This window comes from Streptomyces sp. NPDC007863 (genome assembly GCF_040633895.1).
In the GTDB taxonomy this organism is placed as follows: domain Bacteria; phylum Actinomycetota; class Actinomycetes; order Streptomycetales; family Streptomycetaceae; genus Streptomyces.
This window is the reverse complement of the sequence record NZ_JBEYEI010000006.1, coordinates 135,812-150,223: the sequence shown is the minus strand read 5'-3', so window position 1 is coordinate 150,223 and position 14,412 is coordinate 135,812. Positions and strand designations below refer to the sequence as shown.

At 74.5% G+C, this 14,412-nt stretch carries 11 protein-coding genes; 7 read left to right on the top strand and 4 right to left on the bottom strand.

The window, feature by feature from the left end; genetic code table 11:
* Positions 1–54: 54 nt before the first annotated feature.
* On the top strand, positions 55–2,325 hold the full coding sequence (locus tag ABZ621_RS11745) for an MMPL family transporter (protein ID WP_360603223.1): 2,271 nt from the start codon (positions 55–57) through the stop codon (positions 2,323–2,325).
* Between the two features lie 80 nt (positions 2,326–2,405).
* Here ABZ621_RS11745 and ABZ621_RS11740 read toward each other — a convergent pair whose 3' ends face one another.
* Positions 2,406–2,603 (bottom strand): MerR family transcriptional regulator, encoded by a 198-nt coding sequence (locus tag ABZ621_RS11740; protein WP_031005915.1) that lies wholly within the window; start codon positions 2,601–2,603, stop codon positions 2,406–2,408.
* A 251-nt stretch (positions 2,604–2,854) separates the two neighbouring features.
* A complete protein-coding gene (locus ABZ621_RS11735) occupies positions 2,855–3,772 on the bottom strand; it encodes a sugar phosphate isomerase/epimerase (protein WP_360603221.1) in 918 nt (305 codons plus the stop codon).
* 178 nt (positions 3,773–3,950) lie between these two features.
* On the opposite strand from ABZ621_RS11735, the gene iolC reads away from it, so the two are divergent.
* The 4 genes from iolC (at position 3,951) to mmsA (ending at position 9,279) form a co-directional block, all read left to right on the top strand.
* Positions 3,951–4,934: a 5-dehydro-2-deoxygluconokinase gene (gene iolC / locus ABZ621_RS11730; protein ID WP_360603547.1), complete on the top strand. Its 984-nt coding sequence runs from the start codon at positions 3,951–3,953 to the stop codon at positions 4,932–4,934.
* Positions 4,935–5,046: 112 nt separating this feature from the next.
* On the top strand, positions 5,047–5,892 hold the full coding sequence (gene iolB, locus ABZ621_RS11725) for a 5-deoxy-glucuronate isomerase (RefSeq protein WP_360603219.1): 846 nt from the start codon (positions 5,047–5,049) through the stop codon (positions 5,890–5,892).
* Entirely contained in the window at positions 5,883–7,754 is a 1,872-nt protein-coding gene (gene iolD, locus ABZ621_RS11720; RefSeq protein WP_360603545.1) for a 3D-(3,5/4)-trihydroxycyclohexane-1,2-dione acylhydrolase (decyclizing), read from the top strand. Before iolB ends, iolD begins: the two co-directional genes overlap by 10 nt.
* 22 nt (positions 7,755–7,776) lie before the next feature.
* Positions 7,777–9,279: a CoA-acylating methylmalonate-semialdehyde dehydrogenase gene (gene mmsA, locus ABZ621_RS11715; RefSeq protein ID WP_360603216.1), complete on the top strand. Its 1,503-nt coding sequence runs from the start codon at positions 7,777–7,779 to the stop codon at positions 9,277–9,279.
* 69 nt (positions 9,280–9,348) lie between these two features.
* Here mmsA and ABZ621_RS11710 read toward each other — a convergent pair whose 3' ends face one another.
* A complete protein-coding gene (locus ABZ621_RS11710) occupies positions 9,349–9,786 on the bottom strand; it encodes a GNAT family N-acetyltransferase (RefSeq protein ID WP_360603214.1) in 438 nt (145 codons plus the stop codon).
* 148 nt (positions 9,787–9,934) lie between these two features.
* Here ABZ621_RS11710 and ABZ621_RS11705 point away from each other — a divergent pair, with 148 nt between their 5' ends.
* Positions 9,935–12,577, top strand: coding sequence for an alpha/beta fold hydrolase (locus tag ABZ621_RS11705; protein WP_360603212.1), 2,643 nt, complete (start codon positions 9,935–9,937; stop codon positions 12,575–12,577).
* Positions 12,574–13,443, top strand: a complete 870-nt coding sequence (locus ABZ621_RS11700; protein WP_360603210.1) for an ABC transporter permease — start codon at positions 12,574–12,576, stop codon at positions 13,441–13,443. Before ABZ621_RS11705 ends, ABZ621_RS11700 begins: the two co-directional genes overlap by 4 nt.
* 28 nt (positions 13,444–13,471) lie before the next feature.
* Here ABZ621_RS11700 and ABZ621_RS11695 read toward each other — a convergent pair whose 3' ends face one another.
* A complete protein-coding gene (locus tag ABZ621_RS11695) occupies positions 13,472–14,188 on the bottom strand; it encodes a DNA-binding response regulator (protein ID WP_360603208.1) in 717 nt (238 codons plus the stop codon).
* Positions 14,189–14,412: the final 224 nt, after the last annotated feature.

Here is a 14,412-nt window from a genome sequence, read left to right as displayed (position 1 = left end):
TCGTGACCTGCCGGGAAGCGAGCACGAGGGCCACGGTGAAGGGGACACCGCGTCATGCCCGAAGTCAAGAAAGCGCCTCGCGCGGGGGGTGCCGCCCCGGCCGGGGGCGGAAGCCCGGGCCGGGGCGGGGGATGGACGCGGTTCGTGACCGCCCGGCCCCGGCTCACCCTGCTCGTCGCCCTGGTCCTCACCGCCCTTGCGGTCCTCGCCGGCGGCGGCGTCGCCGACCGGATGGGCAGCGGCGGCTGGGAGGACCCGGCCGCCGAGTCCACCTACGCCACCGAGGCCCTGGAGCGCGAGTTCCCCGGCTCCCAGCCCAATCTGCTGCTCCTCGTCGACGCCGGGAAGGCCGGGGTCGACGATCCCGCCGCGGCCGCCGAGGCCCGCCGGCTCACCGCGCGGCTCGCCGCCGAGCCGGGCGTCGAGGGCGTCGGCTCCTACTGGACCACCGGCTCGCCCGCCCTCCGCTCCGAGGACGGCACACAGGCCGTCGTCGCCGCCCGGATCGCCGGCGGGGAGACGGCCGCGGGGAAGGTCCTCGACCGGATCGCCCCGGAGTACCGCGGGACCCACGGACCCGTCGAGGTCACCCTCGGCGGCGGCCTCGCCGTCCGCCACGAGATGCAGACGATCATCCAGGACGACCTGCTGCGGGCCGAGCTGATCGCCCTGCCGCTCACCCTGATCCTGCTCGTCATGGTCTTCGGCAGCGCCGTCGCCGCCCTGCTGCCCCTCGGCATCGGCATCGTCGCCATCCTCGGGACGAACGCCGTGCTGCGCGGCATCACCGAGTTCACCGACGTCTCCGTCTTCGCGCAGAACCTGACGACCGCGCTCGGCCTCGGCCTCGCCATCGACTACGCGCTCTTCGTCGTCCGCCGCTACCGCGAGGAGCTCGCCGCCGGAGCCGAGCCGTCCGCCGCCGTCCGCACCACCCTGCGCACCGCCGGCCGGACCGTGCTCTTCTCCGCCCTCACCGTCGCCGTCTCGCTCGCCGCGATGCTCGTCTTCCCGCAGTACTTCCTGCGCTCCTTCGCCTACGCGGGCATCGCCGTCGTCCTGCTCGCCGCCACCGCCGCCCTCACCCTGCTCCCGGCCGCCCTGGTGCTCCTCGGCCACCGGGTCGACGCCCTCGACCTGCGCCGGCTGTTCCGCCGCCGCCGCGCCGGCGCCGAGAAGGCCGCGGAGAGCACCGGCTGGTCCCGGGCGGCCGGCCTCGTGATGCGCCGGGCCCCCGTCTTCGCCGTCCTCACCACCGCCGGTCTGGTCCTCCTCGGACTGCCCTTCCTCGGCGTGAAGTTCGGCACCGCCGACGACCGCCAGCTGCCGACCACCGCCACCTCCCGGATCGTCCAGGAAGAGCTGCGCGCCGGCTTCCCCGGCGAGCCCGGCGCGGGCCTCACCGTCCTCGCCGAAGGCCCCGCCACCCCCGCCGAGCACACCGCCTACCGCGAGCGGATCGCCGGACTCGACGGCATCGTCCGCGTCGACGGACCCGTCGTCTCCGGCTCCGGCACCCACGCCTACTACAGCGTCGTCCCCGAGGGGACCGCCGTCGGCGAGGAGGCCCAGCGGGCGGTCGGCGCGCTGCGCGCCGAGGAAGCCCCCTTCACCGCCTCCGTCACCGGACAGGCCGCCGTCCTCGTCGACTCCAAGGACGCCATCGGCGAGCGGCTGCCCTGGGCCGCCGGCATCATCGTCCTCGTCACCCTGCTGCTGGTCTTCCTGCTCACCGGCAGCGTCCTGATCCCGGTCCAGGCCGTGGTCCTCAACGCCCTCAGCCTCACCGCGATGTTCGGCGCCGTCGTCTGGGTCTTCCAGGACGGGCACCTCTCCGGCCTCCTCGGCTTCACCGCGACCGGCGACATCGAGACCACCCTCCCGGTCCTCATGTTCTGCGTCGCCTTCGGCCTCTCCATGGACTACGGCGTCTTCCTGCTCTCCCGCATCAAGGAGGAGTACGACACCACCGGCGACCACGAGGGCGCCGTCCGCTTCGGCCTGGCCCGCACCGGCGGGCTCATCACCGCCGCCGCCGTCATCCTCGCCGTCGTCATGGTCGCCATCGGCACCTCACGGGTCACCAACACCAAGATGCTCGGCCTCGGCGTCGCCCTCGCCGTCGTCATGGACGCCATGGTGGTCCGCAGCCTCCTCGTCCCCTCGGTCATGAAGCTGACCGGCCGCCTCACCTGGTGGGCGCCCGGGCCGCTGCGCCGCTTCCACGACCGCTTCGGCATCAGCGAGTCCGAGGCGCCGGCCGAGCCCGGGAGCGCGGGCGGCGACCGGGAGGCGATACCCGAGCCCGTCGGCGCGCGGGGCTGAGACGGGCCGGGACACGGCGCGGCGCCGGCCCCCGGGCTCCACCGGAGGACGGCGCCGCGCAACGGGCCGGACGGACGGGATCAGTCGCGGCGCGCCCGGTTGCCGGGACGGCTCGCCACCCAGGCCCGGACGGTGTCCGCGTACCAGAAGGGCTTGCCGGACTCGACGTGGTCGGGCGGCGGCAGCAGCCCGTGCTTCCGGTAGGAGCGGACCGTGTCGGGCTGGACCCGGATGTGCGCGGCGATGTCCTTGTACGACCAGAGGCTTCTGTCCGTCATGCCTGTACCTCCCTCACGCCCCGTGCCGCGCAGCGGTGGCGGGGGGTGCCGTTCGGGGGCGCTGCGGGCGGTGGCGTCGGTGATCACCGATCCTGTGCCCGGTGTACGCCCCTTCCGGACGGGCCCGCCCCGGCTGTGGAGCGTCTGTGACACGGAGCCCGCGTAACGGAGACACCTGTGACACGGGAGCGAACCTCGTGACAGAAGTGACGCATGGTCACAGCGGCGCGTCCGCGTGCGGACGCCCCCGGTCACACCCCGCAGGAGCGGAGGTAGCCGCGGGTGCGCAGGGCGATCGGATAGGGCGCGTCCGGCTCGCACGGGTACATGTCCTGCTCCACGATGGCGAAGAGCTCCGTGCCCAGCGCCGCCGCGGCCGCCAGGACCGGCTCCAGGGCCGGCACCCCGGCCGGCGGCTCGCACATCACGCCCCGTGCCACCGCCGGGCCGAACGGCAGCTCCTCGGCCCGCACCTCCGCGAGCACCGCCGGATCCACCTGCTTCAGATGGAGGTAGCCGATGCGCTCCCCGTAGGTCTCGATCAGCTTGACGCTGTCCCCGCCCGCGTACGCGTAGTGCCCGGTGTCCAGACAGAGCGCCACCGCCTCCGGATCGGTGGCGTCGAGGAAGCGGGTCACGCTCTCCTCGTCGTCGAGATGGGTGTCGGCGTGCGGATGGACCACGATCCGCAGCCCGTACCGCTCCCGCACCTCCCGGCCGAGCCGCTCCGTCAGCGTGGTCAGCTGCCGCCACTGCTCCGGCGTCAGCACCCGGTCCTCCAGGACCTCGCCGCTCCTGTCGTCCCGCCAGAAGGAGGGGATCACCACCAGATGCCCGGCACCCATGGCCTGGGCCAGGGCCGCGTTCTCCGCGACGTGCGCCCAGGTCCGCTCCCACACCGCGGGCCCGTGGTGCAGCCCGGTGAAGACCGTGCCCGCCGACACCCGCAGCCCGCGCCGGGAGGTCTCCTCGGCGAGCAGCGCCGGATCGGTCGGCAGATAGCCGTACGGCCCCAGCTCGATCCACTCGTAACCGGACCCCGCCACCTCGTCGAGGAACCGCTGCCACGGGACCTGACGGGGATCGTCGGGGAACCACACCCCCCAGGAGTCCGGGGCGGATCCGATCCGGATGCGGGAGGGCGACGGCGACGGCGACGGCTTCGTCATGCCAGCCACCTTGACCGCGCCCCGGAGCAGCGTCAAGACAGCCGCCCGACCTGCCAAAGGACGACCGAATGTCCGGACATGTCGTTGACACGCCTCCGGGCGGACGGTTAGACCTGGAAACGGACGCCGGAGTCGAGAGGTGGCACGGGTGGAGTCGGAGCCTTACGACCTGATCACCATGGGGCGGCTCGGCGTCGACCTGTATCCGCTCCAGAGCGGCGTCGGACTCGACCGGGTCGAGACCTTCCGCCGCTTCCTCGGCGGCTCCCCGGCCAACGTGGCCGTCGCCGCCGCCCGCCTCGGCCGCCGCACCGCCCTCGTCAGCCGCACCGGCGCCGACGCCTTCGGCGGCTACCTCCGGCGCGAGCTGAAGGAGTTCGGGGTGGACGGCCACTGGGTCACCGAGGTCCCCGAGCACCCCACCCCCGTCACCTTCTGCGCCCTCTTCCCGCCCGACGACTTCCCGCTCACCTTCTACCGCCGCCCCAAGGCCCCCGACCTGGAGATCCACCCCCACGAGCTGGACCTCGACGCGATCCGCGCCGCGCGCGTCCTGTGGACCACCGGCACCGGACTCAGCGAGGAACCCAGCCGCTCCGCCACCCTCACCGCCCTGCGGGCCCGCTCCGGCCGCGCCCACACCGTCCTCGACCTCGACTGGCGCCCCGCCTTCTGGCCCGACCCGGCCACCGCCCGACCCCACTACACCGAGGCCCTGCGGCACGCCACCGTCGCCGTCGGCAACGCCGAGGAGTGCGAGGTCGCCACCGGGGAGCGCGACCCGGAGGCCGCCGCCCGCGCCCTCCTCCGCCTCCTCGCCCCCGCCCGGGCCGACGGCCCCGCCGCCGTCCGGCTCGCCGTCGTCAAGCGGGGCCCCGAGGGCGTCCTCGCCCTCGCCGCCGACGGGCGGCGCGCCGCCGTCCCGCCCCTGCCGGTCGAGGTCGTCAACGGCCTCGGCGCCGGCGACGCCTTCGGCGGCGCCCTCGTCGACGGCCTTCTCGCCGGCCTCCCGCTGGAGGAGACCCTGCGCCGGGCCGCCGCCGCGGGCTCCGTCGTCGCCGGCCGCCTCGGCTGCGCCCCCGCGATGCCGGACGCCACCGAGATCGACCGCGCCCTCGCCGCGGGCTCGGGCACCCTCCCGCCGGAAGGCCCCCACCGGTGACCACCCCGCACGACGCCCGCACCCGTCCCCTCCGCACCCCTCCTTTCCGCACCCCTCTCCTCCGCTCCCGTCTCCTCCGCACCGAGCACCCCCGCACCGAGGACCCCCGCACATGACCACCCCCGACACCCCGCCCGCCACGTCCCGCCCGCGCCGCCTCCACCTCCCCGCAGGGGCCGCCGCCCGGGGGCCGTACGGCCTCGACATCGACCCGGGGACCGCCGGATGGAGCCGTTCCGCGCTCCGGATCCTCGACCTGCGGCCCGGGGCGGAACACACCTTCGACAGCGCGGATGCCGAATGGGTGGTGCTTCCCCTCGCCGGGGCCTGTACCGTGCGCGTCGACGGGGAGATTTTCGAACTCGGGGGCCGCGAAAGCGTGTTCGCCTCCGTTTCCGACTTCGTCTATGTACCGCGCGACGCCCACGCCCAGATCTCCTCCGGCGCGGGAGGCCGCTTCGCTTTGGCAGGAGCGAACTGCGAGCGACGACTCCCCGCCCGCTACGGCCCCGCGCCGGAGGTCCCCGTCGAGGACCGGGGAACCGGCGACCGCGCCCGCCGGGTGCGGAACTTCGCCGCGGCCGACGCCTTCCCCTGCGACCGGCTGATCGCCGTCGAGGTCGTCACCCCCGGCGGCCACTGGTCCTCCTACCCGCCGCACAAGCACGACGAGCACCGCCCCGGGACGGAATCCGTCCTGGAGGAGATCTACTACTACGAGATCGAGGACCCGCGCGGCTACGCCTACCAGCGGATCTCGCCCTCCCGGCCCGGCGGCGCCGACCTCCTCGCCGAGGTCCGGCACGGCGACGCCGTCCTCGTCCCCGACGGCTGGCACGGCCCCTCGATCGCCCAGCCCGGCCACGACCTCTACTACCTCAACGTCATGGCCGGCCCCGGAACCGAACGGGAGTGGCGGATCAGCTTCCACCCCGACCACACGGAGGGATACCAGTGAGGCGCCTCACCGTGGCCCAGGCCCTCGTCCGCTTCCTCGCCGCCCAGTACACCGAACGCGACGGCGAACGGCACCGGCTGATCGCCGCCACCTGGGGCATCTTCGGCCACGGCAACGTCGCCGGGATCGGCCAGGCCCTGATCGAGGAAGACGGCATGCCCTTCCACCAGGGCCGCAACGAACAGGCCATGGTGCACGCCGCCGTCGGCTACGCCCGCCAGCGGAACCGGCTCTCCGCGCACGCCGTCACCACCTCCATCGGCCCCGGCGCCACCAACCTCGTCACCGGCGCCGCCCTCGCCACGATCAACCACCTCCCGGTCCTGCTCCTGCCCGGCGACACCTTCGCCACCCGCCCCGCCGACCCCGTCCTCCAGCAGCTCCAGGTCCCGGGCGCCGGCGACGTCTCCGTCAACGACTGCCTGCGGCCCGTCTCCCGCTCCTTCGACCGGATCGTCCGCCCCGAGGCCCTGATCCCGGCCGCCCTCGAAGCGATGCGGGTCCTCACCGATCCGGCCGCCACCGGCGCCGTCACCCTCGCCCTCCCGCAGGACGTGCAGGCGGAGGCGTACGACTGGCCCGAGGCGTTCTTCGCCGAGCGGATCTGGCGGATCCGCCGGCCCGCGCCCGACGAGGCCGAGCTGGACGCGGCCGTGGCGGCGCTCGGCCGGGCCGAACGGCCGCTGATCGTCGCCGGCGGCGGCGTCCGGCACAGCGGAGCCGAGGAGGCGCTCACCGAACTCGCCTCGCTCACCGGCATCCCCGTCGCCTCCACCCAGGCGGGCAAGGGCGCCCTGCCCCACGACCACCCCCAGGACGTCGGGGCCGTCGGCCACACCGGCACCGCCGTCGCGAACCACCTGGCCCGCACCGCCGACGTCGTCCTCGGCGTCGGCACCCGCTGGACCGACTTCACCACCGCCTCCGGGACCCTCTTCGGTCACCCCGCCCTGCGCTTCGTCAACCTCAACATCACCGCCTTCGACGCGCACAAACAGGCCGCGCTGCCCCTGGTCGCCGACGCCCGGGAGGGGATCGAACAGCTCCACGCCCTCCTCGACCCCCACCACGTGCCCGCCCACTACGTCCACGAGTACGCCGAGGAGAAGCTCCGCTGGTCGGCCCGCGTCTCCGCCGCCTACGCCACCCCCGACGACACCGCCCGCCCCACCCAGACCCAGGTCCTCGGCGTCCTCGACACCCTGGTGGACGCCACCGACATCCTGATCAACGCCGCCGGCTCGCTCCCCGGCGACCTCCACAAGCTCTGGCGGACCCGCTCCCGCGACCAATACCACGTCGAGTACGGCTACTCCTGCATGGGCTACGAGATCCCCGCCGCGATCGGCGTCCTGCTCGCCGCCCCCGGCCGGCCCGTCTGGGCGCTCGTCGGGGACGGTACGTATCTGATGAATCCCACCGAGATCGTCACCGCCGTCCAGGAACGGCTCCCGCTGAAGCTGATCCTGCTCCAGAACCACGGGTACGCCTCCATCGGCGGCCTCTCCGAGGCGGTGGGCGCCGAGCGGTACGGCACCGACTACCGCCTCCGCGCCGAGGACGGAAGCTTCACCGGCCCCCCGCTCCCCGTCGACCTCGGGGCCAACGCGGCCTCCCTCGGGATGCGCGTCCTACGCCCCCGCACCATCCGTGACCTGCGGGAAGCCCTCGCGGACGCCCGAGCCGCCACGGATCCCACATGTGTCTACATCGAGACCGAAACGGCAGACAGTGTGTCGGGCCCGCCCCCGGCCCAGGCGTGGTGGGATGTGCCCGTGGCCGAGATCTCGACCCGCCCGTCGGCGGTCAAGGCCCGTGAGGAGTACGACCGGCACGTCACCGCCCGACGCCGCCATCTCTGAAGCTCTGAAGGAGTAACACGTCATGACGAAGAGCGTCCACCACTGGATCGGTGGCAAGACCGTCGAGGGCACGTCGGGCAACTGGGGCCCGGTCACCGACCCGGCCACCGGCGCCGTGACCACCCAGGTCGCCCTCGCCTCGGTGGAGGAGGTCGACGCGGCCGTCGCCGCCGCGAAGGACGCCTTCGCCACCTGGGGCACCTCCTCGCTGGCCCAGCGCACCACCATCCTCTTCAAGTTCCGCGCGCTGCTCGACGCCAACCGCGACGCCATCGCCGAGCTGATCGTCGCCGAGCACGGCAAGGTCCACTCCGACGCCCTCGGCGAGGTCGCCCGCGGCCTGGAGATCGTCGACCTGGCCTGCGGCATCACCACCCAGCTCAAGGGCGAGCTGTCCACCCAGGTCTCCAACCGGGTCGACGTCGCCTCCATCCGCCAGCCGGTCGGCGTCGTCGCCGGCATCACGCCCTTCAACTTCCCGGCCATGGTGCCGATGTGGATGTTCCCGATCGCCATCGCGACCGGCAACACCTTCGTCCTCAAGCCGAGCGAGAAGGACCCGTCGCCGTCCCTGAAGATCGCCGAGCTGCTCGCCGAGGCCGGTCTCCCCGACGGCGTCTTCAACGTCCTGCACGGCGACAAGGTGGCCGTCGACCGCCTCCTGGAGCACCCGGACGTGGCCGCGATCTCCTTCGTCGGCTCCACCCCGATCGCCCGGTACATCCACACCACCGCCTCCGCCAACGGCAAGCGCGTCCAGGCGCTCGGCGGCGCCAAGAACCACATGCTGGTCCTCCCGGACGCCGACCTCGACGCCGCCGCCGACGCCGCCGTCTCCGCCGCGTACGGCTCCGCCGGCGAGCGCTGCATGGCGATCTCCGCGGTCGTCGCCGTCGGCGCCGTCGGCGACGAGCTCGTCGAGAAGATCCGCGAGCGCGCCGAGAAGATCAAGATCGGCCCCGGCACCGACCCCACCTCCGAGATGGGCCCGCTCATCACGGCCGTCCACCGCGACAAGGTCGCCTCCTACGTGCACGGCGCCGAGGCCGAGGGCTGCACGGTCGTCCTCGACGGCACCGGCTACACCGTCGAGGGCCACGAGAACGGCCACTGGATCGGCCTCTCCCTCCTCGACCACGTGCCCACCACCGCCAAGGCCTACCAGGACGAGATCTTCGGCCCGGTCCTCTGCGTGCTGCGCGCCGAGACGTACGAGGAGGGCCTGGCCCTCATCAACGCCTCGCCGTTCGGCAACGGCACCGCGATCTTCACCCGCGACGGCGGCGCCGCCCGCCGCTTCCAGCTGGAGGTCGAGGCCGGCATGGTCGGCGTCAACGTGCCGATCCCGGTGCCGGTCGGCTACCACTCCTTCGGCGGCTGGAAGGACTCGCTCTTCGGCGACCACCACATCTACGGCAACGACGGCGTGCACTTCTACACCCGCGGCAAGGTCGTCACCACCCGCTGGCCCGACCCGGCCGACGCCCCCGCCGGCGTCGACCTGGGCTTCCCGCGCAACCACTGACCCCCGAGCCCGGGGTCGTACGACGGCCCCCGGGGTGCGCACCACGCACCCCGGGGGCCGTCGGGCCGTCTAGGGCTCGTCGCCGAAGGTCCAGGCGCGGATCGCGCACACCCCCTCGTCCGCCGCGCCCGCCGAACGGTACGTGGCCAGCGCCGGACCGTTGTCCGTGTCCACCGGCACCCACGCCCCCGCGCAGTCCCGCTCACGGGCCGCCGCGAGCAGCGCCTCGGTCAGCGCCCGGCCGAGCCCCCGCCGCCGGTACGCCTCGTCGACGCCCAGCTCGTACAGGCACAGCTCGGCGCCCTTGTCCGGGTGGAGCATCTCGATCCCCGTCACGAACCCGGCGGGCACCCCGTCCTCGGCGTATCCGATCAGCATCAGATGGCCGGGGGAGGCGAGGAAGCGCTCCGCCCACTCCGGCCGCGCCGGACCGTCGTACAGGTGCTCCGCCGCCAGCAGCTCGGCCACCGTCCCGGCCCGCCGGATCTCGAACCCCTCCGCCACCACGCCGTCTCGCCTCCACACGCCGAGCCGCCGGCCGCGGGCATACCGCGACCGCTGTACGCGGACCGTACTGCGTACGCCTCCAGGAGGCCGCCGATCTCCGCCCCGGGGGCGCCGCCCGCGCACAGCCGGCCCGCTTACGCTCGGGGCCATGCGACTCCGACTTCCCCGGTGGGCCGCGGTCACCGCCGTCCTCGCCGTCCTCGCGGGCGCCGGCACCTGGACCGCCGCCGCCCTGGACGAACCCCCGCCCGTGCAGCGCGAGGACCGGGCCCTCACCCTCGACGGGGTGCGGATCGACACCTCGTACTTCACCGGCGGGGCGACCGGCCGCCGCCCCGCCGTGCTGCTCGCGCACGGTTTCGGCGGCTCCAAGGACGACGTGCGGGCCCAGGCCGAACGCCTCGCCCGCGACGGGTACGCCGTCCTCACCTGGTCCGCGCGCGGCTTCGGCGCCTCCGGCGGGAAGATCGGCCTCAACGACCCCGCGCACGAGGTCGCGGACGTGCGGGGGCTCGTCGACTGGCTCGCCGCCCGCCCCGAGGTCCTGCTCGACAAGGCGGGCGACCCGCGCGTCGGCGTCACCGGAGCCTCCTACGGCGGCGCGATCTCCCTCCTCGCCGCCGGGCACGACCCGCGCGTCGACGCCATCGCCCCCCAGATCACCTACTGGAACCTCGCCGACGCCCTCTTCCCCGGCGGCGTCTACAAGAAGCTCTGGTCCGGGATCCTCTTCTCGATGGGCGCCGACGCCCGGGGCGACGCCTGCGGCCGCTTCGCCCCCGAGATCTGCGCCCTGAAGGAACGCGTCGCCGTCTCCGGCCGGCCCGACGCCGAGGCCCGCGCCCTCCTGGAGGCCCGCAGCCCCTCCGCCGTCGGCGACCGCATCAAGGTCCCCACCCTGATCGTCCAGGGCCAGACCGACTCCCTCTTCACCCTCGACCAGTCCGACGCCATGGCCCGCGCCCTCGCCGCCAACGGCGCCCCCGTCGCGGTCGACTGGACCGCCGGCGGCCACGACGGCGGCGACCGCGAGACCGGACGCGTCGAGGACCGGATCGGCGCCTGGTTCGACCGCTGGCTCAAGCAGGACGACTCCGCCGGCACCGGCCCCGCCTTCCGGGTGAGCCGCACCGGCGGCGTCGACTCCACCGACGGCCGCGCCACCCTCCGCGCCGCCACCGCCGACCGCTACCCGGGCCTGACCGACGGCACCCGCGCCCTCGCCCTCACCGGCCCGGCCCAGCGCTTCGCCAACCCGGCCGGCGGCGCCCCGCCCGCCGTCTCCGCCGTGCCCGGCCTCGGCGGCGGCCTCGGCGGACTCTCCTCCTCCCTCGGCGTCGGCCTCGCCCTCGACTTCCCCGGCCAGCACGCCCGCTTCGACACGGCCCCGATGACCGGGCCGCTGCGGATCACCGGCACCCCGACCGCCCGGGTCCGCGTCGCCTCCACGGCCCCCGACGGCTCCGCCGTCCTCTTCGCCAAGGTGTACGACGTCGGGCCCGACGGGCGTCAGCAGGTGCTGCCCGCCCAGCTCGTCGCCCCGGTCCGAGTCGAGGACGCCGGAAAGGGCCGCTCCGTCTCCCTCACCCTGCCCGCGATCGACCACGAGGTGGAGGCCGGCCACCGGCTCCGCCTGGTCGTCTCGGCCACCGACCTCGGCTACGCCTCCCCGGTCACCACCGCCGGCTACACCGTCGCCGCCGAGGGCCCGCTCACCGTGCCCACCGCACCGGCCGTCACCACCCAGGCCGCCGGTCTGCCCTGGTGGGTCTGGGGCCTGCCGCTCGCCGGCCTGGTCGTCGCCGCCGTCCTCCTCCTGACCGCCCGCCGCCGCACCGCCGGCCCGGCGCCGGACCCCGCGCTCGCCGCCGTACCCCTCCGGATCACCGGCCTGTCGAAGAAGTACAAGGGCGGCGACCGGTACTCCGTCCGGGACCTCTCCTTCCAGGTCGAACAGGGCCAGGTCCTCGGCCTGCTCGGCCCCAACGGCGCGGGCAAGACCACCACCCTGCGCATGCTCATGGGTCTGATCACCCCCGACGAGGGCGAGATCCGCGTCTTCGGCCAGGCCATCCGGCCCGGCGCCCCGGTCCTCTCCCGGGTCGGCTCCTTCGTCGAGGGCGCCGGCTTCCTGCCGCACCTCACCGGCCGGGAGAACCTGGAGCTGTACTGGAAGGCCACCGGCCGTCCCGCCGAGGACGCCCACCTCGACGAGGCCCTCCGCATCGCCAACCTCGGCGGCGCCCTCGAACGGGCCGTCCGCACCTACTCGCAGGGCATGCGGCAGCGCCTCGCCATCGCCCAGGCCATGCTCGGCCTGCCCGACCTCCTCATCCTCGACGAACCCACCAACGGCCTCGACCCGCCGCAGATCCGCGAGATGCGGGAGGTCATGATCCGGTACGCCGCGGGCGGCCGCACCGTCATCGTCTCCAGCCACCTCCTCGCGGAGGTCGAACAGTCCTGCACCCACCTCGTCGTCATGGACCGAGGACAGCTCGTCCAGGCCGGCCCGGTCGCCGAGATCACCGGGGCGGGCGACACCCTCCTCGTCACCCTCGGCGAGCCGGTCGCCGACGCGCTCGTCGAGAAGGTCGCCGCCCTGCCCGGCGTCGGCACCGCGGTCCGCACCGAAGGCGGCCTCCTCGTCGGCCTGTCCACGGCCGACGGCCCCGCCGACCCGACCGCGCTCATCGGCGAACTCGTCCGCCTGGACGTCCCGCTGACCGGCGTCGGCCCGCATCGACGCCTGGAGGACGCCTTCCTCACCCTCATCGGAGGATCCGCATGACCGCGACGGCCCCCGGCCCCGAAGCCCTCGCCCCCGGCTACCGCCCCGGGCGCACCCTGCCGCTGCGCGTCGAGGCCCTGCGCCAGTGGAAGCGCCGCCGCACCCTGGTGATGGCGGGGGTGCTCGCCGCCCTGCCGCTCGTCCTGATCGTGGCCTTCGCCATCGGAGGCCCCGACGCCGACGACCGGGGCGGCCGGATCACCCTCATCGACACGGCCACCGCCTCGGGCGCCAACTTCGCGGCGACCTGCCTCTTCGTCTCGGCCGGTTTCCTCCTCGTCATCCCCGTGGCGCTCTTCTGCGGCGACACCGTCGCCTCCGAGGCCGGCTGGTCCTCCCTCCGCTATCTGCTCGCCGCGCCCGTGCCGCGGTCCCGGCTGCTCGCCGCCAAGCTGGCGGTGGCGCTCGGCTACAGCACCGCCGCGCTCTTCCTGCTGCCGCTGCTCGCCCTCGCCGTCGGCACGGCCGCCTACGGCTGGGGCCCGCTCCAGCTCCCCACGGGCGGCTCGCTCCCGGCGGGGGAGTCCGTGCTGCGGCTTCTGATCGCCACCTCCTTCGTCCTCGTCTCCCAACTGGTCACCGCAGGACTGGCCTTCTGGCTCTCCACCCGCACCGACGCCCCGCTCGGCGCGGTCGGCGGAGCCGTCGGCCTGACCATCGTCGGCAACGTCCTGGACGCGGTCACGGCGCTCGGCGACTGGCGCGACTTCCTGCCCGCGCACTGGCAGTTCGCGTGGATCGACGCCCTCCAGCCCCGCCTGGAGTGGGGCGGCATGGTCCAGGGTGCGGCGATCTCCGTCACCTACGCCCTGGTCCTCTTCGCGCTCGCCTTCCGGGGCTTCGCCCGCAAGGACATCGTGTCCTAGGGCCCGCCGGGCCTTCTCACGACGGGTCTCACAACCACCCCCTCCGAGCCGCTTCCGCGCCCGCGCGGAAGCGGCTCGTCGTTCCCAGGGCGGCCATCAGCTCGCCCACCCGCCGGCTGTACGTCCGCGCCGACATGCCGAGCCGCGCCGCGGCCGCCTCGTCCGTCAGCCCCGAGACCAGCGCCTCCAGGACCGGCCGCAGCAGCTCCGGCGGCCCGCCCGCCGGCCGGGGCGGCGGCAGTCGGACCAGCTCCTCCGCCGCCGTCCAGCAGGCGTGGTGGGCCCGCACCAGGGCCTGCACCACCACCGGGTCCCGGATCAGCAACAGGCCGTTGTACAGCAGCTCCAGATCGAGCGGGACCGCCGCCACCGTCCGGTCCACCACGATCAGCTTGAACGGGATCGCGTCGGCGAACCGCGCCCGCCCCGGTATCCGCGGTCCGTCCTCCAGCCGGGGCAGTGCGTGCCGGGGCACGATCCGCCGCACCTCCCCGGCCCGCTCCGCCGCCGCGCGCATGCACGCTCCCGCGAGCTCCAGGAACGGCTCGGGGATCGCGCGCGACGCCGAGGCCACCGGGTCGTCGAAGGTCAGCAGCTCGTGCCGGGTCGAGGCGGCCAGCCCGGCGAGCGCCGCGCTGATGCGCCGCGCGCCCCGGACCGGGCGCCCCGCCGGCCGCTGTCCCTCGGTCGCGGCCCGGTTCATCGCCGAACGGGCGAGCATCACGGAGCCCGCGCTCTCTGCCACCGCTGACCACCCCCGCCCGATCGATGTCCACTCCATGTACTCATGTGACTGCGCACGGTGACAACCCCTGTGGACAAACCTGGCGTCTCCATGCCACTGGCCCCGTTCCGCCTTCCGTTGCCACATCGAGATCCATCCGCAACTCCTTCGCGGGGTCCGCGCGCGCCTCCCGTTCGTCACAGTCGCAGAGGCCGGACGCGGCCCCGCCCCGCCCGGCGATGCCG